23 protein-coding genes are annotated in these 23,638 nt (G+C 68.0%); 17 read left to right on the plus strand and 6 right to left on the minus strand.

Going from position 1 to position 23,638, the window contains the following annotated elements; genetic code table 11:
* Positions 1–93: 93 nt before the first annotated feature.
* From pcaD to BMY06_RS02490, 3 genes are all read right to left on the minus strand, one after another.
* Positions 94–882, minus strand: coding sequence for a 3-oxoadipate enol-lactonase (pcaD, locus tag BMY06_RS02480; RefSeq protein WP_074981421.1), 789 nt, complete (start codon positions 880–882; stop codon positions 94–96).
* 487 nt (positions 883–1,369) lie between these two features.
* Complete coding sequence (locus BMY06_RS02485; protein WP_080180585.1) at positions 1,370–2,851, minus strand: DUF3108 domain-containing protein; 1,482 nt, start codon at positions 2,849–2,851, stop codon at positions 1,370–1,372.
* A 128-nt stretch (positions 2,852–2,979) separates the two neighbouring features.
* A complete protein-coding gene (locus BMY06_RS02490; RefSeq protein ID WP_074981425.1) occupies positions 2,980–3,888 on the minus strand; it encodes an IclR family transcriptional regulator in 909 nt (302 codons plus the stop codon).
* Positions 3,889–4,049: 161 nt separating this feature from the next.
* Here BMY06_RS02490 and BMY06_RS02495 point away from each other — a divergent pair, with 161 nt between their 5' ends.
* From BMY06_RS02495 to rfaE2, 7 genes are all read left to right on the plus strand, one after another.
* The gene (locus BMY06_RS02495) at positions 4,050–5,039 is read left to right on the plus strand and encodes a fumarylacetoacetate hydrolase family protein (protein ID WP_074981427.1); all 990 of its coding nucleotides are present in this window, start codon (positions 4,050–4,052) and stop codon (positions 5,037–5,039) included.
* A 264-nt stretch (positions 5,040–5,303) separates the two neighbouring features.
* Positions 5,304–6,506, plus strand: coding sequence for an ABC transporter substrate-binding protein (locus BMY06_RS02500; protein WP_080180584.1), 1,203 nt, complete (start codon positions 5,304–5,306; stop codon positions 6,504–6,506).
* A 72-nt stretch (positions 6,507–6,578) separates the two neighbouring features.
* Entirely contained in the window at positions 6,579–7,403 is an 825-nt protein-coding gene (locus BMY06_RS02505) for an enoyl-CoA hydratase/isomerase family protein (RefSeq protein ID WP_173816877.1), read from the plus strand.
* A gap of 174 nt (positions 7,404–7,577) precedes the next feature.
* Positions 7,578–8,366 (plus strand): PhaM family polyhydroxyalkanoate granule multifunctional regulatory protein, encoded by a 789-nt coding sequence (locus tag BMY06_RS02510; protein ID WP_065062054.1) that lies wholly within the window; start codon positions 7,578–7,580, stop codon positions 8,364–8,366.
* Between the two features lie 63 nt (positions 8,367–8,429).
* Positions 8,430–9,701: a patatin-like phospholipase family protein gene (locus BMY06_RS02515; protein WP_074981431.1), complete on the plus strand. Its 1,272-nt coding sequence runs from the start codon at positions 8,430–8,432 to the stop codon at positions 9,699–9,701.
* Positions 9,702–10,189: 488 nt separating this feature from the next.
* The gene (locus BMY06_RS02520; RefSeq protein ID WP_065062058.1) at positions 10,190–11,059 is read left to right on the plus strand and encodes a ferritin family protein; all 870 of its coding nucleotides are present in this window, start codon (positions 10,190–10,192) and stop codon (positions 11,057–11,059) included.
* Between the two features lie 141 nt (positions 11,060–11,200).
* Positions 11,201–11,683 (plus strand): D-glycero-beta-D-manno-heptose 1-phosphate adenylyltransferase, encoded by a 483-nt coding sequence (gene rfaE2 / locus BMY06_RS02525; RefSeq protein WP_065062060.1) that lies wholly within the window; start codon positions 11,201–11,203, stop codon positions 11,681–11,683.
* A 49-nt stretch (positions 11,684–11,732) separates the two neighbouring features.
* Here the strand turns inward: rfaE2 and BMY06_RS02530 are convergent, their stop codons facing one another.
* The 3 genes from BMY06_RS02530 to BMY06_RS02540 form a co-directional block, all read right to left on the minus strand.
* Positions 11,733–11,972, minus strand: a complete 240-nt coding sequence (locus tag BMY06_RS02530) for a hypothetical protein (protein WP_065062062.1) — start codon at positions 11,970–11,972, stop codon at positions 11,733–11,735.
* A gap of 118 nt (positions 11,973–12,090) precedes the next feature.
* On the minus strand, positions 12,091–12,906 hold the full coding sequence (locus tag BMY06_RS02535; RefSeq protein ID WP_074981433.1) for a type III pantothenate kinase: 816 nt from the start codon (positions 12,904–12,906) through the stop codon (positions 12,091–12,093).
* Positions 12,903–13,817: a biotin--[acetyl-CoA-carboxylase] ligase gene (locus BMY06_RS02540; protein WP_065062066.1), complete on the minus strand. Its 915-nt coding sequence runs from the start codon at positions 13,815–13,817 to the stop codon at positions 12,903–12,905. Before BMY06_RS02540 ends, BMY06_RS02535 begins: the two co-directional genes overlap by 4 nt.
* Positions 13,818–14,218: 401 nt before the next feature.
* Here BMY06_RS02540 and BMY06_RS02545 point away from each other — a divergent pair, with 401 nt between their 5' ends.
* The 10 genes from BMY06_RS02545 to BMY06_RS02590 all read left to right on the plus strand — a co-directional run bounded on the left by BMY06_RS02545 (position 14,219) and on the right by BMY06_RS02590 (position 23,601).
* Positions 14,219–15,352 (plus strand): MlaE family ABC transporter permease, encoded by a 1,134-nt coding sequence (locus BMY06_RS02545; RefSeq protein ID WP_065062068.1) that lies wholly within the window; start codon positions 14,219–14,221, stop codon positions 15,350–15,352.
* A 74-nt stretch (positions 15,353–15,426) separates the two neighbouring features.
* Positions 15,427–16,308 carry an ABC transporter ATP-binding protein gene (locus BMY06_RS02550; protein WP_110325604.1) on the plus strand — a complete coding sequence of 294 codons (882 nt, stop codon included), beginning with the start codon at positions 15,427–15,429 and terminating at the stop codon, positions 16,306–16,308.
* Positions 16,309–16,357: 49 nt separating this feature from the next.
* Positions 16,358–17,320 (plus strand): MlaD family protein, encoded by a 963-nt coding sequence (locus BMY06_RS02555; protein ID WP_074981435.1) that lies wholly within the window; start codon positions 16,358–16,360, stop codon positions 17,318–17,320.
* A 191-nt stretch (positions 17,321–17,511) separates the two neighbouring features.
* Positions 17,512–18,141: an ABC-type transport auxiliary lipoprotein family protein gene (locus tag BMY06_RS02560; protein WP_065062321.1), complete on the plus strand. Its 630-nt coding sequence runs from the start codon at positions 17,512–17,514 to the stop codon at positions 18,139–18,141.
* Between the two features lie 58 nt (positions 18,142–18,199).
* Entirely contained in the window at positions 18,200–19,465 is a 1,266-nt protein-coding gene (locus tag BMY06_RS02565; RefSeq protein WP_080180582.1) for a VanZ family protein, read from the plus strand.
* A 142-nt stretch (positions 19,466–19,607) separates the two neighbouring features.
* Positions 19,608–19,937 carry a (2Fe-2S) ferredoxin domain-containing protein gene (locus BMY06_RS02570; RefSeq protein ID WP_065062072.1) on the plus strand — a complete coding sequence of 110 codons (330 nt, stop codon included), beginning with the start codon at positions 19,608–19,610 and terminating at the stop codon, positions 19,935–19,937.
* Between the two features lie 64 nt (positions 19,938–20,001).
* Positions 20,002–20,634: an alpha/beta hydrolase gene (locus BMY06_RS02575; protein ID WP_065062074.1), complete on the plus strand. Its 633-nt coding sequence runs from the start codon at positions 20,002–20,004 to the stop codon at positions 20,632–20,634.
* Positions 20,635–20,983: 349 nt separating this feature from the next.
* The gene (locus tag BMY06_RS02580; protein ID WP_074981436.1) at positions 20,984–22,198 is read left to right on the plus strand and encodes a D-alanyl-D-alanine carboxypeptidase family protein; all 1,215 of its coding nucleotides are present in this window, start codon (positions 20,984–20,986) and stop codon (positions 22,196–22,198) included.
* Positions 22,199–23,305, plus strand: coding sequence for a D-amino acid aminotransferase (locus tag BMY06_RS02585; RefSeq protein ID WP_080180581.1), 1,107 nt, complete (start codon positions 22,199–22,201; stop codon positions 23,303–23,305).
* Positions 23,302–23,601, plus strand: a complete 300-nt coding sequence (locus tag BMY06_RS02590; protein WP_065062077.1) for a DUF493 family protein — start codon at positions 23,302–23,304, stop codon at positions 23,599–23,601. The genes BMY06_RS02585 and BMY06_RS02590 overlap by 4 nt, the downstream gene beginning before the upstream one ends.
* The last annotated feature ends 37 nt before the right edge of the window (positions 23,602–23,638 follow it).

The raw sequence follows: 23,638 nt of genomic DNA on the forward strand, positions 1-23,638 counted from the left end.
GTGGGTCCCACTGCACCTCTTGTTTTCGACTGCTCTCCCTCGGGGTTCCGTCTGTTTCAGTCTTTGCTTCGTGATGCTACCGGGTGCAACTTCTTAGACCTGCTGGCGAAGAAACGTTTCAAGCAAGGCCGCGAATCCTTGCGACTCCTCTACCGGGGCCAGATGCGCGGCGTCGAGCAATTCGTAGCGTGCGCCCGCGATGGCCCGCGCGAGTGCTTCGGTGTGTGCGGGCGGCGTGCCGCTGTCGTGACGCCCCGCGACGGCGAGCGTGGGCACGCGCAGCCGCGCGAGCCGCTCGTGCACGTCGAAGTCGCGTAGCGCCTCGCAGGCGCGTGCATAACCTTCAGCAGGCGTGCGTAACAACACGTCGCAGACTTGCGCGACCGTATCGCGATGCGTCCGGCGGAAATCCGCCGTGAACCAGCGCGCCATCGTCACGTCGGCGAGCGCGGCGAGACCTTCGCGTCGTACGAGCGCGGCGCGCTCGTTCCAGCTCTCGCGCGCTTCGGGCGCGGTGCGGCTCGCGGTGTCGCAAAGCGTGAGTGAGAGCACGCGCTCCGCGTAATCGAGTGCGAACTGTTGCGCGATCATGCCGCCCATCGACATGCCCACGAGATGCGTCGCGCGAATGTCGCGGTCGTCGAGCAGCGCGGCGAGATCGGCGGCGAGTTCGCGCATGCCGAAAGCCTCGTGCGCGACCGCGCTGCCGCCATGGCCGCGCACGTCGTAGCGCAGCACGCGATGACGATGGCGGAAGTGTCCCGCAAGCGCATCCCACACCGTGAGATCGCCACCCAGCTGGTGAATGAACGTCAGCGCCGGGCCCCCGCTGCGGTCTTCGAAGACGTAGCGCGTATCGATGCCGTTGACAGTCGCTTGCATGCGTTCCTCCTTCACCGTAGTGGGTTGGGAGTCAGGCTGATTGCGCGGTACTGCCCGAACGCACGGTTGTCGCAAGCGGCGCGCCTGAAAGCGGCGCGCGATGATGCCGACCGGCGTTCATGGCGCTATCCGTGATGCATCGCGGACGTTCGTGAGTCTCTTGCCGTTATGTGCAACGGTTGTGCGTGACGCTGTATTCCGTGTTGCGTACGACACGGCCTCCCTCGAGCCGTTTCTTCAGTCCTTTCTGTTGCTCGCCTTGCAGTCGTTCTGCGTGACTTCGCGGGGCGCTCGAAGGCTGGTGCCGGGCGCTGCGCCGCGTAAGCGGCAGACGGTGCATAGCCGTCTGCGCGCGTGGCCAAAGCGGGTCGCTTTGTCGATTCCAGTATGCGCTATTTCCCAAAACCGTGCGGAAAGATGGGCGGCTTTTGCGGCGTGCGCGCGACTTCTTTGCGACCCAGTGTGCGCTGACGCGCGCAATGGCGTTTCAGGGATGAAGCGGAGCGTCGGCGGGCGGCAGCGAGGGCGTTGCAGGCGATGAAGATTCCGGCGTCGCCGAGGGCTGCGCGACCGCTGGCGCATCGGTTGGCGCGGCGTTGCTGTTCTCGCTGCCGCCTGCCGTGGGGGCGGCTGCGGACGAGGCATCCGGCGTGGCCGGCGTGGCCGGCGGCGCATTCGTCATATCGGTCGACGGCGTGGAGGGCGCTGCATTCGGCGAGGCATTCGTCGGCACTGCATTCGGCGCAACATTCGACGCTGCGTCCGGCGCTGCATTCTGCGTGGCATCCGGCGCAGCGTTGCTTGCGCTGCCGCCGCCAGGCGGCACCAGCGCGCCGCGCCAGACCAGTTCGAATTCGTTGCCGTTCGGCTCCGTCTGCATGATGCGCACGGGCAGCCAGCCGAGCGCGGGCGCGAGCCAGACGTCGATGCGGCGTTTGTCGCCGTCATGGCGCGGCAGGCGCATGAAATGACGCGCGGTCACGTAGCCGTGATCGGTGCTCACCGTTTCGTCGCCGATGGTGGTGATGGGCCAGCTCTCGCCGCTGTCGTTGTCGGCGACATAGAACTCGCGCGTGACGCCGGGCTTGTACGTCTCCGGATCGCCGCGCACCAAACTCGCGAGTTGCATGACCATGCTGAAGCGGTCCTGCGCGCCGTCGGGCAGCGCGAGCGAATTCGGCGTCCGCGTAAAAACGATCTGCTTCTGGTCGCGATTGAACACGGTGACGTCGGCGGGACGGCGGCCGCGTTTCTCGATGTACTGATCGGGCGCGAGGCCGAACGGATCGACGTGACCCTTGCTGGTCCAGCTGAAGGTGCCGACGAAAGGCAGCGGTACTTCGACGACCATCTCGTAGTGCTGGCCGTCGCTCTTCCAGTGGATCGTGCCGGGCTGATTGCGCACGCCGTTATAAAACGTGTCGTACTGCAATTCGCCCGACGGCGGCACCGAAAACTTGAGGCCGTGCGAGGCCTGGGCGGCTTGTGCAGACGGGTTGTTGCCGTTGCCGCCGCCCTTGGCCGCGGCGGTGCCGCTCGCGCCGGTCGCGGCGCTGGCGGCCGATGCGTCCGATGCCGCCGAAGCGTCCGATGCCGCATCCGCGCTCGATGCCGGCGTCTCGGGCGCGGCGGCGACGTTGGGGTGCGGATGAGGCTGCGGCGGCGCGACGGCCTGTAGCGTGTGCGGCGGCGCGGGCGCGCGCTTGACCGGGGCCGGTCTGGCGGGCTTCGGCGCGGGCGTCTGCGCCGCGCCGGCGGGGCGCGCCTGCTGCTCGATGCGCTCGGTCTTGAGCAGACGCACCTGCACGGGCACATGCACCTTCGCGGCCGAGGGCGGCGCGCCGTGATGCCGCTCGAACCACTCGGCGGCGAGCCAATGCAGCACCGTCACCGCGACGAACACGGCCACCCAGCGCCAGGGGCGCGCTCGGGCGGGGTTGCGGCGGTTGTCGGCGGCGGAGGTGGACATCGGAGCGTTGGGGTTGGATGGGGTGTGTCGCAGGCGTTACTGTGACATGTCGCACCCACGCGCTGCAAAAAGGCGCGCCAGCGCGCCCAGAGGCTCATCCCGGGCGCACGCCGCGTGCCGCCGTTCCGTCAGCGTTCCACGGGGCTGTACCCCAATTCATACGAGAGTTTATCGGCGCATGCGCGCAGCGCCGTATCCACCGCGCCGTTCCAGCCGATATCGAACGCCCCTTCGTGGCCGAGCGCGATCAGCCCGAGCGCCAGTTCGCCGCTCGCGTCGAACACCGGCGTGCAGAACGCGTGGATGGTCGGCAGCAGCATGCCTTCCACGCGCGCCGCGCCGTGCTCGCGCACGTCGGCGAGCGCGCGTTCGAGTTCGTCGGCCGTGCGCGGCGTGGAGCCGTACGAGAAGTGCTGCGCGCTGCCCAGTTCGCGCTCGATCATCGGCGCGGTCTTGCTGCGCGGCAGGTAGGCGGCGAACAGCAGGCCGGTCGCGGAGCTGAGCATCGGCATGACGTCGCCGAGCTTGAGCGACGCCTTGGCCGGATGCGTCGATTCCAGCCAGTGCACGACGGTCGGCCCCTGGTTGCCCCACACGGCGATGCCCACGGTGATGTCGAGCGCGTCGCGCAGTTCGGCCAGCGCGAGGCGCGCGAGCTTCACGCCGTCCACGCGCGCGAGCCGCGCAAGACCGAGTTGCAGCGCGAAACCGCCGAGTTCGTAGCGCCCGGACAGCGGATCCTGCGCGACCATGCCGAGGCGCAGAAAGCTCACGAGATAGCGATGCGCCTTCGCCGGACTCATGCCCGCGCGTTGCGCGAGGTCGCGCAGCATCATCGCGCGCGGCTCGTTCGTCAGCACCTCGAGCAGGCGGAAACCCACTTCGATCGACTGGATGCCCGAGCGCAGTTTTTCCTCGCCGCCTTCGCCGTGTTCCGCGCTTTCGTTGACGTCGTCGAGATCGGCATCGGTGTCGGCGAGGGCCGTGGACGCGGCGAGAGTGCGGGCGCTGGGCGCGGAGCGGGGGGACTTCGGCATGAAGGCGTCGATGTTTTTGAGGCGGTCGTCGGGGCGGATCGGGGCGCGGCGGATTCAGGCAACGGGCCAGCGACGTGGCAGGCAAACCTGCGCGCTGCTTGGGTCGCGCCGATTCACCATCGTAGAATACATTTCCTCTATCGTCATCCACGCCTCACCACATGAAACTTGCCACGCTGAAGGACGGCACCCGCGACGGCCAGCTGATCGTCGTTTCCCGCGACCTGCGCAGCGCCGCCATCGCCGATGCGATCGCGCCCACGTTGCAGCGCGTGCTCGACGACTGGCGCTTCTACGCGCCGCAACTGCTCGACCTCTACGAAGCGCTCAACCAGGGCCGCGCCCGCAACACCTTCAGCTTCGACGCCCGCGACTGCATGGCGCCGCTGCCGCGCGCCTATCAGTGGGCCGACGGCTCGGCTTACGTGAACCACGTCGAGCTGGTGCGGCGCGCGCGCGGCGCGGAGATGCCGCCCGAGTTCTGGACCGATCCGCTCATGTACCAGGGCGGCAGCGACGACTTCATCGGTCCGACCGACGACATCGTGTGCGCCTCGGAAGCCTTCGGTATCGACTTCGAAGCAGAAGTGGCGGTGATCACCGGCGACGTGCCGATGGGCGCGGGCGCCGACGAAGCGCTCAAGGCCGTGCGCCTCATCGGGCTGGTCAACGACGTGTCGCTGCGCAACCTGATTCCCGCCGAACTCGCGAAGGGTTTCGGCTTTTTCCAGAGCAAGCCGGCCACGTCGTTTTCGCCGGTCTTCGTCACGCCCGACGAACTCGGCGAGCACTGGCGCGAAGGCCGCGTGCATCTACCGATGCTGGTCTGGTGGAACAACAAGAAGGTCGGTCAGCCCGACGCGGGCACCGACATGGTGTTCCACTTCGGCCAGCTGATCGCGCACGCGGCGAAGACGCGCAATCTGCGCGCCGGCGCGATCGTCGGTTCGGGCACGGTCTCGAACAAGGACGCGAAGCGCGGCTACTGCTGCATCGCCGAGAAGCGCTGCCTCGAAACCATCGAGCACGGCGAGGCGAGCACGGGCTTCATGAAGTTCGGCGATTCCGTGAAGATCGAGATGTTCGACGACGCGGGCAAGTCGATCTTCGGCGCGATCGATCAGGCCGTCGCGCCGCTCGGCGGCGAGTGAGCGCGCGTCGGCGCATGCAGGGCGCCTGAAAGGGTTTCGCCGGATGCCGCGCGCGCCGCGTGCGGCTACACTGGCACACGCGCTAACGACGGCGCTGACGACGGCGCACCACCTGTCGCGGTGAGCGCGACATCGCCGTAGAACAAATCCGTAGAGCACGCAGGAAAAGCTGTAGCCGCATCGAAGCCGTACGCAGAATACGCTCGTCCAACATCACGCGATCCGCGCCGCCGCGTGGCTGCCGCGCGATCGACCGGAGACACCATGCCGCGCTTTCGCACCCGCCGCTTTTCCTGGGCGTCCGCCGTTTCGCCTCTGTCGTTTTTTATCCCGCCGCTCTCGTTGCTCGCGCTGTTCGCGTTGCCTTCGCTCGCGTTCGCGCAGATCAAGATCGGTCTCGTGCTTTCGCTGACGGGGCCGGCCGCGTCGCTCGGCATTCCGGCGCGCGATACCGCCGCGATGCTGCCCACGCAGATCGCGGGCCAGCAGGTGCAGTACATCGTGCTCGACGACGCGTCCGACACCACGCAAGCCGTGCAGGACACGAAGAAGCTCATCGACGAGCAACACGTGGACGCGATCATCGGTTCGTCGATCACGCCCAACACGCTGGCGATGCTCGACGTGATCGCGCAAGGCGAAACGCCGACGATCTCGCTGGCCTCGTCGGCGAAGATCATCGAGCCCGTCGACGACAAGCGTCACTGGATGTTCAAGACGCCGCAGACCGACGCGATGATGGCGGGCGCGATCGCCGAACACGCCGCCGCACACAACGTCAAGACGCTCGCGTACATCGGGCAGGCCGACGCACTCGGCGACGCGTTCTACGCCGAAGTCGCGAAGGCGGCGCAGGCGCACGGAATTCGCGTCGTCGCGAACGAGCGCTTCAATCGCACCGATGCGAGCGTGACGGGACAGGCGCTGCGCATCGTCGCCGCGAAGCCCGACGCCGTGGTGGTGGGCGCGGCCGGCACGCCCGCCGCGCTGCCGCCGAAGGCGCTCAAGGAGCGCGGCTACACGGGCCTCGTCTATCACAATCACGGTGTCGGCAATCGCGATTTCCTGCGCGTGTGCGGCGCCGACTGCAACGGCACGTTCCTGCCCGCGAGTCCGGTGCTGGTGGCCGCGCAACTGCCCGACAACCGGCCCGAGCGGCGTCTCGCGCTCGACTACATTGCGCGTTACGAAGCGCGATACGGCGCGGGATCGGTGTCGGCGTTCGGGGCCTATGCGTGGGACGCGGGACTGCTGCTCGACAGCGCGATTCCCGTCGCGCTGAAGTCGGCGGCGCCCGGCACGAGCGCGTTCCGTCATGCGTTGCGCGATGCCATCGAAGCCACGCGCGGTCTGCAGACGACCAACGGCGTCGTCAACATGAGCACGACCGATCACCTCGGCCTCGACGCCCGCGCGCGCGTGATGGTCGAAATCGAAAACGGAAAATGGGTCTGGCAGCCGCATTGAGGCGTGTACGCAGCGGCTGTCCAATAAATTGGTCATCCGAAATAAATCAGCAGGATCAGCAAGGAGCGCCTCATGAACGACACCTTTTACGCCCGCTATCACGCCCTGCAGGTGCGTCGGCATCCGCACGGCATCGTCGAGATCGTGATGAGCGGCGAAGGCACGAACAAGAGCGGCCTTGCCACCGCCGACGCGAACATGCATCGCGAACTCGCCGAAATCTGGCGCGACGTCGACCGCGATCCGGACGCGCGCGTGGCCGTGATTCGCGGCGAGGGCAAGGGCTTTTCGGCAGGCGGCGATCTCGCGCTCGTCGAAGACATGGCGCTGCATTTCGACGTGCGCGCGCGTGTCTGGCGCGAGGCGCGCGATCTCGTCTACAACGTCATCAACTGCAGCAAGCCGATCGTCTCGGCGATGCACGGGCCGGCCGTGGGCGCGGGTCTCGTCGCGGGGCTGCTCGCCGATATTTCGATCGCCACGAAAAGCGCGCGCATCATCGACGGGCATACGCGGCTGGGCGTGGCCGCGGGCGACCACGCGGCGATCGTCTGGCCGCTGCTGTGTGGCATGGCGAAGGCGAAGTATTACCTGCTGCTCTGCGAGCCGGTGAGCGGCGAGGAGGCGGAGCGCATCGGGCTCGTGTCGCTGGCCGTCGACGAAAACGACTTGCTGCCGAAAGCGTTCGAGGTGGCGAAGCGGCTGGCCAATGGCTCGCAGACCGCGCTGCGCTGGACCAAGTACGCGCTCAACAACTGGCTGCGGCAGGCGGGACCGAACTTCGATACCTCGCTCGCGCTCGAATTCATGGGCTTCTCGGGGCCGGACGTGCGCGAAGGCGTGCAGTCGCTGCGCGAGCGTCGCGCGCCGGACTTTCCGGGCGGCGATCCGTTCTGATGAGTCATTCGAGCGGCGCGGCGTATAAGGTGTCGGCGTGTTGTCCGCGCATTACCGATGTTCACGTGCGCGGTATGATCGACAGGTGTTGTACCTGCTGTCCACGCCGCACGTAACAGTAGCGATGGGCGTGCGCCGCGCGCGCGTCCATTCATCCAAGCGAGGGAGATCCGCATGACCGATTCCGCAGGCGCCGTTCCGCCGTTCCCGGGCTTTCCCGGTTTTCCGCCCGCCGAAATGCTCGACCGCATGTGGGGGATGATGCGCCTCACGCCGTTCGGCAGCGCGTTTCCCGGCAGCGAGCCGGGTGCGGGGCAGGGACTCGGGCCGTCGCTTTCGATGATGTCCGACATGATGACGCCGCTGACCAACATCGAGGAACTCGACAAGCGCATCACCGATCTGCGCGCCGTCGAGCAGTGGCTCAAGCTCAATCTGAGCATGCTCCAGTCGGCGATCCAGGCGCTCGAAGTGCAGCGCGCGACGCTCTCCACGCTGCGCGCGTTCGGCGCGTTCGCGCAAGCGCAGATGAGCCCGCCGCCCGAGCCCGAGCACGCCGCGCCGCGTCAGGCTGAAGCGAAGCCGGGCGCGCGCGCCGAATCCGATGCCGATGCCGCGGACGACGCCGAGCCGCCGCCGGGTTTCGATGCCTCGGCGTGGTGGAACCTGCTGCAATCGCAGTTCAACCAGCTTGCGCAGTTCGCGATGGCGCAGCCGGCCGCGGCGGCGCAGGCCGCGCAGGCGGCGGCCGAAGCGGCGGCGTCGGCGGGAGCTGCGGGAAGCGCGGGCGGCGCGGGATCGTCGGCGGATGCGCACGCAAGCGGCGCGCGGGCCGCGCCGCGCGCGAAGCCGTCGGCCAAGCGCAGCAGCGGCAGTAGCGGCAGCAGCGGCAGCACGGGTGGCGCGAGCCGCACGACGGCGCGCGGCACGAAGAAGGCGCCCGCGCAGCCCGACCAGGGCTGAGGGCGCGCGGCGCGCCGCGCTGGCGGTGCGCGCGGAACATGAGGAACGGGGAGCGTCGGCATCATGCGGCTAGCGCTCGTGATGATGGGCGGCGGAGCACGCGCGGCTTACCAGGCCGGCGCGCTGCGTGCGCTCGCGGAACTCGCCGCGCAGGCCGATCCGCTGCGCCGCGCGATGCCGTTCACGGTGATCTGCGGCACCTCGGCGGGCGCGATCAACGCCACCTCCATCGCGAGTCACGCCGATAACTTCGCGCTCGGTGCCGCCCGTCTCGCCGATTTCTGGGCGGATCTGCGCGCCGACAAGGTCTATCGCACCGACTGGCCCGGCATCGCGGCGGCGGGCGGCCGCTGGCTCGCGGCGCTCGCGTTCGGCTGGGCGACCTTCGGACTCGGCGCGCGACGCACGCCGCGCACGCTGTTCGACAACGCGCCGCTCGCGCACTTCCTCGCCGCCACGCTCGACTTCCACCGCATCGAACAGATGCTCGATCAGCGCCTGCTGCACGCGCTCGCGGTGACGGCGCTCAGCTATTCGTCCGGGCGGCACCTGACCTTCTATCAGGCGAGCGAGCCGATTCAGGCCTGGCGGCGCGCCCAGCGCACGGCGCGCATGGTGGCGCTCACGCCCGAGCATCTGCTGGCGTCGGCGGCGATTCCGTATGTGTTTCCTGCCGTGCGCCTCGAACTCGACGGTCATCACGAATATTTCGGCGACGGTTCGATCCGCCAGATCGCGCCGCTCTCGCCCGCGATTCACTTTGGCGCCGAGCGCATCGTCGTGATCGGCGCGAGCGCGCCGTCGCCCGGCGCAGCCATGCCCGAAGCGCCCGAAGTGGCCGAAGCGCCCGAAGTGCTGATGGCGCGCGCCGACAGCGACGTCTACCCGACGCTCGCGCAAATCGGCCAGCAGGTGCTCGCGAGCGTGTTTCTCGATGCGCTGGGCGCCGACATCGAGCGCATCGAGCACGTCAACCGCATGGTCCTGCAACTGCCGCACACGGTCGAGCCGGAAAGCGGCTGGCGGCATATCGAGGTGCTCGCGATCGGGCCGAGCGAGCGCATCGAGCTGATCGCGGCGCGCCATTTGCAGCGGCTGCCGCTGTCCGTGCGGATGCTGCTCGGCGCGGTGGGCGGCAATCGCGCGTCGGGTGCGGCGTTCGCCAGCTATCTGCTGTTCGAGCGCGAGTTCACGCAGGCGCTGATCGATCTCGGCTACCGCGACACGCTCGCCCGGCGCGACACGATTCTGAGCTGGCTGAGCGCGCCGTCCGGACGGCCGTCCGGTGTCGCGTCGACGCCGTCCGAGCCGCACCCGGAGGCGTCCCGGAACTGAAAGATCGGCGTGCTATCATGGTGTAAGGTTTTTCTGGCCGTCCAGTCAGAGCGACGGAGCGCCGCGAGCCCGCCTTGAGCCGGCTTCGAGCCTTGTGGCATGCGCCTCCACGCGATTTTCGATGCGATCATCGGGAGACGGCGCTGCGTCATTCTGTCGCAGCGCTGGGACGGTCCGCCGGGGGGCCGCCGCGTAACACGCGGGCGAGGCGGCCAGGCGGCGTGGGCAACGCGAACCGGCGGCCCCGCGGACATTTCGGCAGCCGGGTTCGAGGCACGGTGCAACTACCCAGAACCCACGACGGCGCCTTTCACTCCGGCAGCGCGGATTGCCGCTCGACAGGAAACAATCTGTTTAGCCGCGGTGAGATTGCGTCCAGACGGCCGGTTACCGCGTAAAATTAAACGCTTTTCGCCTGTACGCCGCGTGAGGGCACGCGCCGCAGGCGGCACGCTACAAGTCGTCATGCGCAGAACAGGGGCGGGACTATGAACACGATGCTTTATCCGGAACTTTACAAGTCGCTCGAATCGGTCCGATGGGACATGGAGAAGGACATTCCGTGGGACCAATTCGACGCGTCGCTCCTGACCGACGAGCAGGCCGCGACCATCAAGATGAACGCGATCACCGAATGGTCGGCGCTGCCGGCCACGGAAATGTTCCTGCGTGACAACCATCACGACAGCGACTTTTCCGCGTTCATGAGCGTGTGGTTCTTCGAAGAACAGAAGCACTCGCTCGTGCTGATGGAATACCTGCGCCGCTTCAAGCCGGAAATGGTGCCGACCGAAGAAGAACTGCACGCCGTGCGCTTCGAATTCGATCCGGCGCCGCCGCTCGAAACGCTCATGCTGCACTTCTGCGGCGAAATCCGCCTGAACCACTGGTATCGCCGCGCTGCCGAATGGCACACGGAGCCGGTCATCAAGGCCATCTACGAAACCATTTCGCGCGACGAAGCGCGTCATGGCGGCGCGTACCTGCGCTACATGAAGAAGGCGCTCGTGAACTGCGGCGACGTCGCGCGCGCGGCCTTCGCGAAGATCGGCGTGCTGATGGCGTCGGCGCGTCGCACCGAAAAGCCGCTGCACCCCACGAACCTGCACGTGAACCAGGCGCTGTTCCCGCGCGACACGGTGCAATCGCGCCTGCCCGATCCGGAATGGCTCGAACGCTGGCTCGACGACCAGATCCGCTTCGACGACGGCTGGGAAAAGAAGGTCATCGAACGCATTCTGCACAACCTGTCGATCCTGTTCGAACGCACGTTCAGCACGGCGCAGGAACTGAACCGCTACCGCAAGGAAGTGGTGCAGCGCCTGCAGGCCGAGCAGGGCACGCAGCAGCCGGCCTGACGCCGGCGCGCTTTCAGGCGTGCCTCGCGGCGCGCCCCGAAGCGCCCACGCATCAAGAAAACGGCCCGGTACGCTCGCGCGTCCGGGCCGTTTCACGTTGTTCATTTCCCTGATCCGTTCACTTTTTTCGAGTCACATCCGATGCCCGCTTCCTTCGAACGCAAGATCACGACGCGCGAAGCGCTCGCGCAGATGCGCGCCTCGTTGCCCGGTCCGGTGGTCTTCACCAACGGCGTCTTCGACATTCTCCATCGCGGCCACGTCACCTATCTCGCCGATGCCAGGGCGCTCGGCGCGACGCTGATCGTCGGCGTGAACAGCGACGCTTCGGTGAAGCGGCTCGGCAAGGGCGACGATCGTCCGATCAACAACGAAAACGACCGCATGGCGCTGCTGGCGGCGCTCGAAAGCGTGGATTGGGTGGTGCAGTTCGGCGAGCAGACGCCGATCGAGCTGATCGAAGCCGTGCGTCCCGACATTCTCGTGAAGGGCGGCGACTACGATATGGACGCGCTGCCCGAGTCGGCGCTCGTGCGTGGCTGGGGCGGCAAGGCGCTGGCGATTGCGTTCGAGCACGATCGCTCGACCACCAAGCTGTTGCAGAAGGTGCGCGCGCAATCCTGAGCGATTGCGCGATGCGGTAACGCGTGCGGACCGGCGCCGCGCGCCAGACTTATTGCGCGAGCGTCGACGCCTGGATGGCCGGATCGGCCACCGGGCCGCCCACCACGGGCACGTCCACGGACTCGGACGGCTTGATCGGCCGCACCGTGAGTCCCTCCGGATGGATCTGCCGGTTCAGATGCTGACGTTCGAGCGAGCCCGAAGCGGGCGTGGGGCCGAACAGACCGCGAATCGCCGCGAAGGCGAGCAGGTTGGCGAGAATCAGGATGGCGATCAGCCAGCGCAGCATCGTGTGAAACTCCGTCGAAATCGTGGTTCGAATAGGTGGGCGCCGTGCAATGCAGCGCCTCGATTGGGCTCGGGCTTGAGCCGTGTTTAGCCTGGATTGGCTTGGATTTAGCCCGGATTTAGCCCGACCGCGCGATCAGCGCGAGACCGGCAAGCACCAGCGCGTCGTGGCGAGTATGCGGCACCTTGAGCGCCGCTGTCACTTCGGCCGCCGCGCCGCCGCTCACCACCAGCCGGACCGGCATTTTCCACGCATCTTGCAAATCGGCCCACGCGCGCTCGATCAGGCCCGCCTGCGCCAGCGCGCAGCCCGCCGAGATCGAGCGTTTCGTGTCGGTGGCGAAAAGCGGGCCGCGCTCCGGCGCGTCGATCAGGCCGCGCGCGTGCTGCGCGTCGAGCACCGGCAATTGCGCGGTGTGCTCGCCGAGCGCGCGCATCATCAGCGTCCAGCCGGGCGCGATCAGGCCGCCGACGAAGGTGCCGTCGGCGCGCAGCGCTTCGAGCGTGGTCGCGGTGCCGAAGGTGGCGATCAGCAGCGGTTCGCCGGGAAAGGCCGCGTGCGCGCCGATCATGCCGGCCCAGCGGTCGCTGCCGAGCGCGTCGGGCGTGCTGTAGCCGTTGGTCACGCCGCCTTGCTGCTCGCACGCGCGGATCACCGTGCGCGCGAGGCCGGGCCAGCGCGCGTCGAGCGCGGCGTCGAGGCGGCGCGCGACGGCTTCACCGGCGACGTTCGAGATCCATGCGCCGCCGGGTGCGGGCAGCGTCGCCCAATCCGCGAAATCGAGCCGGGCGTTGGGTGCTGTGTCCTGCGCTTCCCGATTCGCGTGATCCGCCGCGCCCGCGTGCAGACGCGTGCCGTCGGCGGCCACGAAGGCCCATTTGATGCGGCTGTTTCCGGCGTCGATCAGCAGACAAGGCGCGGCTGCGCGGCTCATGCGCCGCCGCCCGCGAGACGCAGCGAGACGTCGCCGGTCGTGACCGATTCGCGGCCGTTCGGGGTGTCGACGAGCAACTGGCCGTTCTCGTCCACGCCGACGGCAATGCCGCGCATCAGTTCGGCGCCCTGTTCGTAGAGCGCGATTTCGCGGCCCGCGTAGGCGTGGCACGCGTTCCAGCGCGCCTGGAACGAGGCGAAGCCGTTTGCGCCGAAGCGCGCGAGCGCGTCTTCGAGCGCATTGAGTTCGGCGGCCAGCACATCGGTGAGATTCGCGCCGGGCCACACGCGCGAGAGCGCCGTGGGCGCGGCGCCGGGCACGGGCGCGGCTTGCTGCGCGGCGGGGTCGGCGTTCAGCGCTTCGACCTTCGCGGCCAGTGCGTCCGCGCCGCGCACATTGGTGCCGATGCCGATCACCACCGCCGTCGCGTCGGGCGTGCTCCACGCCGTTTCCACCAGAATCCCCACCAGCTTGTCGCCTTCGAGCAGGACGTCGTTCGGCCATTTCAGCGCGATCTGGCCGGGCGCGCTCACGGGCAGCGTGCGCAGGCCGTCGACGAGCGCCGAGCCGACCGCGAGACTCAATCCCGCGAGTCCTTCGATCGGGCGCGGGATCACGCAGGCGAGCGAGAACAGCAGCGCGTCGCCGGGCTGGGCGACCCAGCTGCGGCCGCGCCGGCCGCGGCCCGCGGTCTGCAGATACGCCACGCGCACGAGCGGACGCGCGAGCGCGTTGGTGCGATGGGGCAGCGCTTTCAGGCGCGCCATCAGGTCGGCATTGGTGGAGCCGGTTTCCTCGACGATTTCGATCGGCCAGTCGTTGGCGGCCGGGCCGAACAGCGTCACCGCGCGGTCGCGGTCGATGCGCCAGTCGTCGGCGCGCGGAGCGGGGGTGGGGGGCGTCGCATTCATGGTGCGTATTGTAGTGGCTGCACGGCGTGTGGGCGGTGCGGGACAGGCCGCCGCGAGCGCGTGGGTATCGAAGCCGGTCTGGCGCGATTTACCGGCGATTTGCCTGATTTTTAGGCAAATTCACAGGCGGCCCACAGGCTGCCAACAGCTTATCCACGGATTCATCCACAGGCGCGTGCGGCTTTTCGCGTCGGCGCGCCGCGTATTCCACAGCGCGCCCACAGCGTACCAACAGGTCATCCACAGATTTGTCCACAGCCCGCGCCGCCGCCGTTTGGCTCGCGGCGGAGTTCGGGCGGAACCGGCGCGGGATCGATGCAGAATCGGTGCGCGCTCGCACCGCCGAAACGGGGCGCGTTCGATACAATGTTTAATCATTTCTTCCGTCCGAGCGCCCCGCCTTGACTCAAGAGACGCCGCCTGGCCTCGAAATCGCGGCCGGCAACCAGGGAAAGATCGTGCGCCTGTCCGGCCAGTGGACCGCGCTCGCGCTCGCACGCGACCGCGATCAGGGCGGCGTGGCGCGCCGGCTGCGCGCGCTGGTGGGCGAGCGCGTCGGCCAGTGGGATCTGTCGCGCGTCGAACGCATGGACCACGTGGGCGGCCAGGCGCTCTGGCGCGTCTGGGGCCACAAGCTGCCCGCCGATCTGGTCGCGCTCACGCAGACCCAGCGCGACATCTTCGAGCGCATCGCGCTGCTCGATTCGGTGCGCGAGGCGCCCGAGCGCATCGTCAAGATCGATCCGGTCACGAAGCTCGGTCTCGCGATCTTCTCGTTCTGGGACCACCTCTACGGCGGCATTTCGATGCTCGGCCGCGTGATCCTCGATTTGCTCTTCATCCTGCGCAAGCCGAAGGCCACGCCCTGGATCGAGATTTCCGCGAACGTCTACAACGCAGGCGCCCGCGCGCTGCCGATCACGGCGCTGGTGGCGTTCCTGATCGGCATCGTGCTGTCGTACCTGTCCGCGCAGCAGTTGCGGCTGTTCGGCGCGAACCAGTTCATCGTCAATATTCTCGGGCTCGCGGTGATTCGCGAGCTTGGTCCCGTGCTTGCGGCCATACTGGTGGCTGGGCGCTCCGGGTCGGCCATCACCGCGCAGATCGGCGTGATGCGCGTGACCGAGGAGCTCGACGCCATGCGCGTGATGGGCATCTCGCACGGCCTGCGGCTGATCCTGCCGCGCGTGGTCGCGCTGGGCGTGGCGATGCCGCTGCTCGTCATGTGGACCGACATCATCGCGCTGCTCGGCGGCGCGCTCGCGGCCAAGGCGGTGCTGGGCATCGACGTATCGTATTTCGTGCGTTCGCTGCCGGGCGTGGTGCCGATCGCAAATCTCTGGATCGGGCTCGGCAAGGGCGTGGCGTTCGGCATGCTGGTGGGCATCGTCGGCTGCCACTTCGGCTTTCGCATCAAGGCGAATTCGCAGAGTCTCGGCGAAGGCACGACCACTTCGGTCGTGACCTCGATCACCATCGTGATCCTCGCCGACGCCGTGTTCGCCATTCTCTTCCAGAACGTGGGGCTGTCATGAACACGTTGAGCACGACCGGAACCCGGGCCACGGCGTCCACGCCGTCGCCCGGCGCGCTGACCACGACCGGCACGCTGGCCACGCCGCTCAGGGAAGCCGTCGAGGATCTGCCGCTGCCGGCGATCGGCGAGCCGATCATCGAGGTGCGCAACCTCACCAAGCGCTACGGGCGCAACATCGTCCATCAGCATCTGAATCTGGATATTCGCCGCGGCGAGATCGTCACCATCGTGGGCGGCTCGGGCTCGGGCAAGACCACGCTGGTGCGACAGGTTCTCGGGCTCGAGCGGCCCACGTCCGGCACCATCAAGATGTTCGGCGAAGACATCTCGACGATCGATCCCGAACGCGCCCGCCTGATGCGCACGCGCACCGGCATGCTGTTTCAGCACGGCGCGCTGTTCTCGTCGCTGTCGGTCTACGACAACATCGCGCAGCCGGTGCGCGAGCTGGGCGAGGTGCCGGCCGACCTGCTGCGCGACATCGTCATGCTGAAGCTGGAGATGGTCGGGCTGCCGTGCAAGCACGCGTCGAAAATGCCGGCCGCGCTGTCGGGCGGCATGGTCAAGCGCGTCGGGCTCGCGCGCGCGATCGTGCTGGAGCCCGAGCTGCTGATTCTCGACGAACCGACGGCGGGGCTCGATCCGCGCTCGTCGGACGAAGTGGTGGAACTGATCAGCACGCTGCATCGCGCGCTGGGCCTGACCGTCGTGCTGATCACGCACGATCTGGACGCGATGGTCGCGCTTTCCACGCGCGTGGCCGTGATCGCGGAGCGCAAGGTGCTGGTGGCCGCGCCCGTGGAGGAGGCGGCCGGCGTGGACGATCCGTTCATCCGCGAATATTTTCTGGGCATGCGCGGGCGGCGCGCGTTGCAGGCGCTCCCGCCCGAGCGCCGCGCGAAGCTGCCGCCGGCGGCGCTGCTGCCCGCATCCGTGGGCGTGAAACCGTGCTGAAGCGCGGGCGTGTCACGAGGCGCAAGGTCGCCAACAAGGGAATCTGACGATGGAAAACAAACCGCATGCGTTCTGGGCCGGCGTCTTCACGATCGGCCTGCTGGCGACAATCGCGCTGGCGGTCCTCTTCTTCAGCGCCGATCGCGCGGTGCGCGTGCCGTACGACCTGATCTCGCGCAGCAGCGTCACCGGGCTGTATCCGGACGCGGCCGTGCGCTATCGCGGCCTCGACGTGGGCAAGGTGCAGTCGATCCATTTCGACGCGAATCATCCGGGCCAGATCCGCATTCGCGTGCTGGTGGACCAGAAGGCGCCGATGACGCGCTCGACCTTCGGCACGCTCGCGCTCCAGGGCGTGACCGGCATCGCCTTCGTGCAGCTCGACGACAACGGGCTCGATCAGTCGCCGCTCGCGTCCTCGGACAAGAGCGTGGCGGAGATTCCGCTGCGCCCCGGCCTGCTCGACCAGCTCCAGCGGCGCGGCGACGTGCTGCTGCGCAAGCTCGACAGCATCGCCACCGACGTCGACCAGATGCTCAACGAGGAAAACCGCAAGCAGGTGATGGCCACGGTGACCTCGCTGCAACAGGCCGCCGACAGCGTGAATACGCTCGCGCTGCAATTGCAGCCCGCGACGAAGCAACTGCCGGGCGCGGTCGCCGATCTGCAGAAAACCTTGCAGTCGACCAATCAGCTCATCACCAGCGTGAACCGTCCGGATGGCCCGTTCCAGACCAATCTGAACAAGGCCGGCACGGCGGCGGCGCAGGCCGGGCAGGCGCTTTCGTCGATCGACATGTCGATTCAGGAACTCTCGGCGCGCGTGGGCTACGACACGCTGCCGCGCGTCGATTCGCTGACCGACGACGTGCGCTCGGCGATGCGCTCGGTGGACCGCGCGGCGGGGACGTTCAGTTCGAGCCCGCGCAGCGTGCTGTTCGGCGGCGCGCCGCAACCCGCGCCCGGCCCCGGCGAGCCGGGCTTCGCGTGGCCGGGCACGGGCGCGAAGTAAGCGCGCCGCGAAACGCTGCGAAGTGGCCGCCGCGTTCTGGCCCTTCGCAAAAATCGCTATGCTGCTGCGCGCGCCGCGAACTGCTGCGCCGCAATGGTGTCGGAGTGCATTCGACGTCGGCGGCGGCCGCCAGAACGGCGCCGCCTGACCGCATGATCCGCAAGAACCCGCAAGAACCGGAAGGAACCGCAATGTCACGCCAAGCCACCCCGTCACGCTCGCTTCTGAGGCTCTGCTGCGCCGCGCTCGCGGCGCTCGCCATCGGTACGCTGGCGGCGTGCGCCGGCAATCCGGCCGCGCTCTCGGATATCCGCTACGACCTCGGGCCGCAGGAAGCGCCGCCCGCGCCGCCCACGCTGCCGCCGCTCAAGGTGCTCGAAGTGAGCGCGCCGGCGACGCTCGATCACGACGGCATCGTCTATCGCATCGGCGGCGACTCGCAGCGCTCGGCGCGCTACGCGAGCAGCCACTGGACGATGTCGCCCGCGCGCCTGCTCACGCAGCGTCTGCGCACCTCGCTCGCCACGCGCGTCACGGTGCTTTCGGGCGCGGACGCCGTGCAGGCGCCGATGCTCAAGGTCGAACTCACCGAGTTCGAACAGGTGTTCGACACCGCCTCCGAAAGCTCGGGCGTGCTGGCCGCGCGCGCGACGCTGATGCAGGGCGGCAAGGTGATCGCGCAGCGTTCGTTCCTCGCGCGCGCGCCGGCCAGCACGCCCGACGCGGCGGGCGGCGCGGCGGCGCTGCGGACGGCGAGCGACGATTTCGCGAGTCAGATTGGCGCATGGCTGAGCGTGCAGGCATTCGCCGGCACGCCTTGAGGAACGCGGCGGGCGGCGCGCGCGGCGTGCTGCTCGCGGCACCAGTGGGACCGGTTGGATGAGCGGCAAAGCGGGTAAGGGCGGCAACGGCTACGACAGCCGCAACGGTGAATCCGGCGACGCTGCGCGCGCGCGCAGCGAGGCCGCCGTTGTGCGCGCGGAAAAAGCGTCCGCCGTCCCCGACATCCCGCCGCGCCAGGCCTCCACGCTCTCGCGCCAGGCGCTGGCGCTCTACACGGCGCTGATCGTCTACGGCTCGTGGTATCCGTTCTCGGGTTGGCGCTCGCTCGGCCTCGGTCCGTTCGACTATCTCAACGACCCCTTCCCGCGTTACTGGACCGTCTTCGACGTCGTCACCAACGTGCTCGGCTACATGCCGTTCGGCGCGCTCGCGGTGCTGGCGATCTGGCCGCGCTGCCGCGGACTGGCCGCCGTCGCGCTCGCCACGCTGGGCGGCACGCTGCTCTCAAGCGGCATGGAAGCGGTGCAGACCTATTTGCCCACGCGCGTCGCGTCCAATCTCGATCTCGCCACCAACGCGCTCGGTGCGCTGCTGGGCGCGGCCCTCGCGGCGCCGCTCACGGGCGCGCTGCTCGAACGCGGGTTTCTGCGGCGGCTGCGGTTTCGCTGGTTCGAACGCGACGCGGGCGCGCTGATGGTGCTCGCGGCGCTCTGGCCGTTCGCGACGATGTTTCCCGCGCCGCGCCTGTTCGGCATGGGCGACTGGCCGCGCGCGATCTGGCAGCGCTTCGACGCCTCGATGCAGGACGCCGTGCTCGCCTGGACGCCCGCCGCGTGGCATCTGCGCGCGCTGCCCGACGCGTTCGCCGCGCGTCTGCCCGAGAGCGGCTGGGAAGCGCTCGTCACGACGCTCAACCTGTTCGGCGCGGCGGCCTTCGCCTCGCTGCCGATGCGCCAGCGCGCCCCGCGCGCGCGGCTCATCGTCGTGCTGCTGGCGGCCACGCTCGTGGTGAAGGCGGGCGCGACCTTCCTGCAATCGCAAAGCGGACTGATCTTCAACTGGGCGACGCCGGGCGCGCTCGGCGGCCTCGTCTGGGGCACGCTCGCGGCCTTTCTCGCGCTGCGCCTGCCGCGCGCGGCGCGCGCCGCGGCGGCGAGCGTGGCGCTGGCGGTGGCGCTCGTGCTGGTCAACGTGCTGCCCGTGAATCCGTATTTCGACGTGGTGCTCGCCGACTGGCGCCAGGGCCGCTATCTGCATTTCAACGGGCTTGCGCACTGGCTCGCGTGGATCTGGCCGTGGGCCGCGCTGGGCTGGAGCGCGTTCTCGCTGGAGCGCGCGTGGCTCGCGCGTCGCTCGCTATAATCGACCGCATTCGGCGGCCGCGATGAGTGACCGCATCTAGCGACCCCAGCAGGCACGCCACACGCGCATCGTCACCGTTGTTCCGATAATCCGGCGAGCGCGCCGCACCCCCACTTTTACTGCCTATCCCGGTACTCACGCCATGACCGATTCCTTCTACAAACACCATGTGTTCTTCTGCCTGAATCAGCGCGATCCCGGCGCCGAGCGTCCGAGCTGCGCGAGCTGCAACGCGCAGGCGATGCAGGAATACGCCAAGAAGCGCGTGAAGCAACTGGGCCTCGCGGGTCCGGGTCAGGTGCGCGTCAACAAGGCAGGCTGCCTCGACCGCTGCGAGGAAGGTCCGGTCGTCGTCGTGTATCCGGAAGGCACCTGGTACACCTATGTCGACGAAACCGACATCGAGGAAATCGTCGTGTCGCATCTGCAGAACGGCCAGGTGGTCGAGCGTCTGCTGATCGATCGTCCCTGATGCGGTCCGTGATGCGCGCCGACACGAAAACGACAGCACGAAAGACAGCAAGGACCGCAGCCCGATGAACGCCCAGACGCAAAAATTCCATATCGACGGCCCGATCGGCCAGATCGAATGCGCGCTCGACACGCCCGACGCCGGCACGCCCGTGCGCGGCATCGCGCTCGTCGCGCATCCGCATCCGCTCTTTGGCGGCACGATGGACAACAAGGTCGCGCAGACGCTCGCGCGCACGCTCGTGCAGCTCGGCTACACGACGTACCGCTCGAACTTTCGCGGCGTCGGCGGCACGGCGGGCACGCACGACAACGGCATCGGCGAACAGGACGATCTGCTCGAACTGATCCGCTACATGCGCGCGCAGCCGGGTCAGGCCGACGTGCCGCTCGTGCTCGCGGGCTTCTCGTTCGGCACCTTCGTGCTCTCGCACGTCGCGAAGCGCTATCTGGAAGCGGGCGGCGAAATCGAGCGCATGGTGTTCGTCGGCACGGCGGCGAGCCGCTGGGAAGTCGCGCCGGTGCGCGAGGACACGCTCGTGATTCACGGCGAACTCGACGATACCGTGCCGATTCTCTCGGTGTACGAATGGGCGCGGCCGCAGGAACTGCCCGTCGTGGTGATTCCGGGGGCGGAACACTTCCTGCATCGCAAGCTGCACATTCTCAAGCGCATCATCGTCGACGCCTGGCGCTGAAACGCTCGTGTCGACGGCGCGGCTTTTTCTCGCACGCGTTTTTAGGGTCCATATCGGCCGCACGCAGCGTCTGTAAGTGCTGCGTCGGCCGATCGTGAGAAATGACCTCGCGGTTGCATAAAAAGGCGCGCGAATCGTTAAAAATGCACGACAGGTGCGCGCAAACGTGTGCCCACTTCGAAAAACGCCTGCACGCGGCGCGTATAATGGGCGCTCTTTTTGCGGCCGCCGCGCCCGTCTGAAACCTCTTCAGGCGTGTTGAGCGAGGCGCCGCATTCCGGCTCACCCGACCGTGCGCCGCATGGCGCGCCACGTTCATCCCGACCCCAATCCCGTCCGACCTGAACCCATGCGTTTTCTCTCCAACGGCCAGCAGTCCTCTCTCGTTTCCTCCTCCATCGTTCGTAAAGTCACGCTCGGCGCGCTCGTGCCGGCCTCGCTGCTCGCGAGCGCCAGCGCGTTCGCGCAAGTGCCGCCGCCGGCGGTGAACGCGCGCTCGTGGGTGCTTGTCGACGCCACGGCGAACCAGGTGCTCGCCTCGGGCAACGCCGACGAGCGCGTCGAACCGGCCTCGCTCACGAAGCTGATGACCGCGTACCTCACGTTCGAGGCGCTGCAGTCGAAGAAGATTTCGATGGAGCAGATCGTCACGCCGAGCGAAGCGGTGCGTCGCGTGAAGACCGACGAATCGCGCATGTTCATCGAAGCGAACAAGCCGGTCTCGGTGCACGACCTCGTGTACGGCATGATCATCCAGTCGGGCAACGACGCGGCCATCGCGCTCGCCGAACTCGTGGGCGGCAGCGAAGCGAACTTCGTGAACATGATGAATGCTGAAGCGCAGAAGCTCGGCATGGCGCACACGCACTTCGCCGACGTCAACGGCATGCCCGACCCGAATCACTACACGACGGCCGGCGACCTCGCCACGCTGTCGGCGCGCCTGATTCGCGACTATCCCGAGTACTACAGCATCTTCTCGGTCAAGGAATTCAAGTACAACAACATCAAGCAGCCGAACCGCAACCGTCTGCTGTGGATCGACCCGACGGTCGACGGTCTGAAGACCGGCCACACGCAAGCCGCGGGCTACTGCCTGATCGCGTCGGCCAAGCGTCCGATGGCGGGCGGCGGCGACCGCCGTCTGGTCTCGGTGATGATGGGCGAGCAGAAAGAGCACGACCGGGTGCAGGACAGCCTGAAGATGCTCAACTACGGCTATAGCGCCTACGACACCACGCGCATCTACGGCGCGAACCAGGCCGTGGCCACGCCGCGCGTCTACAAGGGCGCGGCGGACGCCGTGAAGGTCGGCGTGAAGAAGGATCAGTTCGTCACGCTGCCGAAGGGCGCCGCCGACAAGGCCAAGCCGCAGATCGACATCACCAGCCCGCTGATCGCGCCGCTCGCGGACGGCCAGCAGGTCGGCACGGCGAAGTTCGTCGGCGCGGACGGCAAGGTGCTCGCGCAATTCCCGCTGGTCGCGCTCGAAGCGGTGCCGCAAGCCGGCATCGTCGGCCGCGTGTGGGATTCGCTCATGCTGATGTTCAACAAGAAGAAGTAAATGGCCGGACACACCTCGACTTCAGCGCCGCAAGCGCCCGCCGATCTTGACGCGCTCGACGCTCACGACGAGCTCGACGAGCACGATCACGATGACGAGCACGACGGCGAGCCCGTCGTCTGGCTGAACGGCGCATTCACGCCGATCAGCGAGGCGCGCGTGCCGGTGCTCGATCGCGGCTTCATTTTCGGCGACGGCATTTACGAAGTGGTGCCGGTGTATGCGCTCGAAGTCGAGGGTGTCGAAGCGGACGAAGACGGCGCAGCGCCGCTCGTGCGTGTGCCGTTCCGTCTCACGCAGCATCTCGCGCGGCTCGCGCGTTCGCTGGAGAAGATCGGCATCGCCAATCCGTTCAGCGAAAGCGGCTGGCGCGCGCTGATCGCGCGGGTGATCGACGCCAACGAGCAGGCCGGCGCGCTCGCGCCCGATGCGCACGCGAACGTCTACGTGCAGGTCACGCGCGGCGTCGCGAAGCGCGCGCACGCGTTTCCGGCGGCGAGCGTGCCGCCCACGGTGTTCGTGATGGTGAATCCGCTCGTCATGCCGGGCGATGCGTCGCGCGCGAACGGCGTGGCCTGCGTCACCGCCGAAGACCGCCGCTGGCTGCATTGCGACATCAAGGCGACCTCGCTGCTCGGCAACGTGCTGATGGCGCAACATGCGGCCGAACACGGCGTGTTCGAAACCATTCAATTGCGCGACGGTTGGGTGACCGAAGCATCGTCGTCGAATGTGTGGATCGCGAAGGATGGCGCGCTGTACGCGCCGCCGCGCAGCCACAAGATTCTCGAAGGCATCCGCTACGGACTCGTCGAGGAACTGGCGCAGGAATGCGGGCTGCGTTTCGAGGCCCGCGAGATCGACGAAGCCGCGCTGCGCGGCGCCGACGAAGTGCTCGTGACCTCGGCGACGAAGGAAGTGCTGGCGGTCGTCACGATCGACGGCCAGGCGGTGGGCGACGGCAAGCCGGGCCCCGTCTATGCGGCGATTTACGCGGCGTACCAGCGTGCCAAGGCGCGCGCGGCGCGTGAGGTTTATGAGGCGGCATCGCTGGCGCAATCGCACGCCGAAGCCGCCGCCTCGCTACAGGAAGTGGACAACAAATGAGTGCATCGCAAACGAACGGCGCCGCCGGCGCCGAAGAAAAAACCACGCTGATCGAATTCCCGTGCGACTTCCCCATCAAGGTGATGGGCAAGACGCATCCGGAGTTCCAGGACACGATCATCGCCGTGCTGCGCGAATTCGACGGCGGTTTCGATACCGCAACCATCGAAACGCGGCCGTCGAGCGGCGGCAATTACACCGGCCTCACGGTGACGGTGCGCGCGACGAGCCAGCCGCATCTCGACGATATCTATCGCGCGCTGACCGGGCATCCGATGGTGAAGATCGTGCTGTAAGGGCGCGATCCGGATGGGGATCGAGATTGGGATCGAG

The sequence above is a fragment of the Paraburkholderia tropica genome (assembly GCF_900109265.1).
GTDB lineage: Bacteria > Pseudomonadota > Gammaproteobacteria > Burkholderiales > Burkholderiaceae > Paraburkholderia > Paraburkholderia tropica.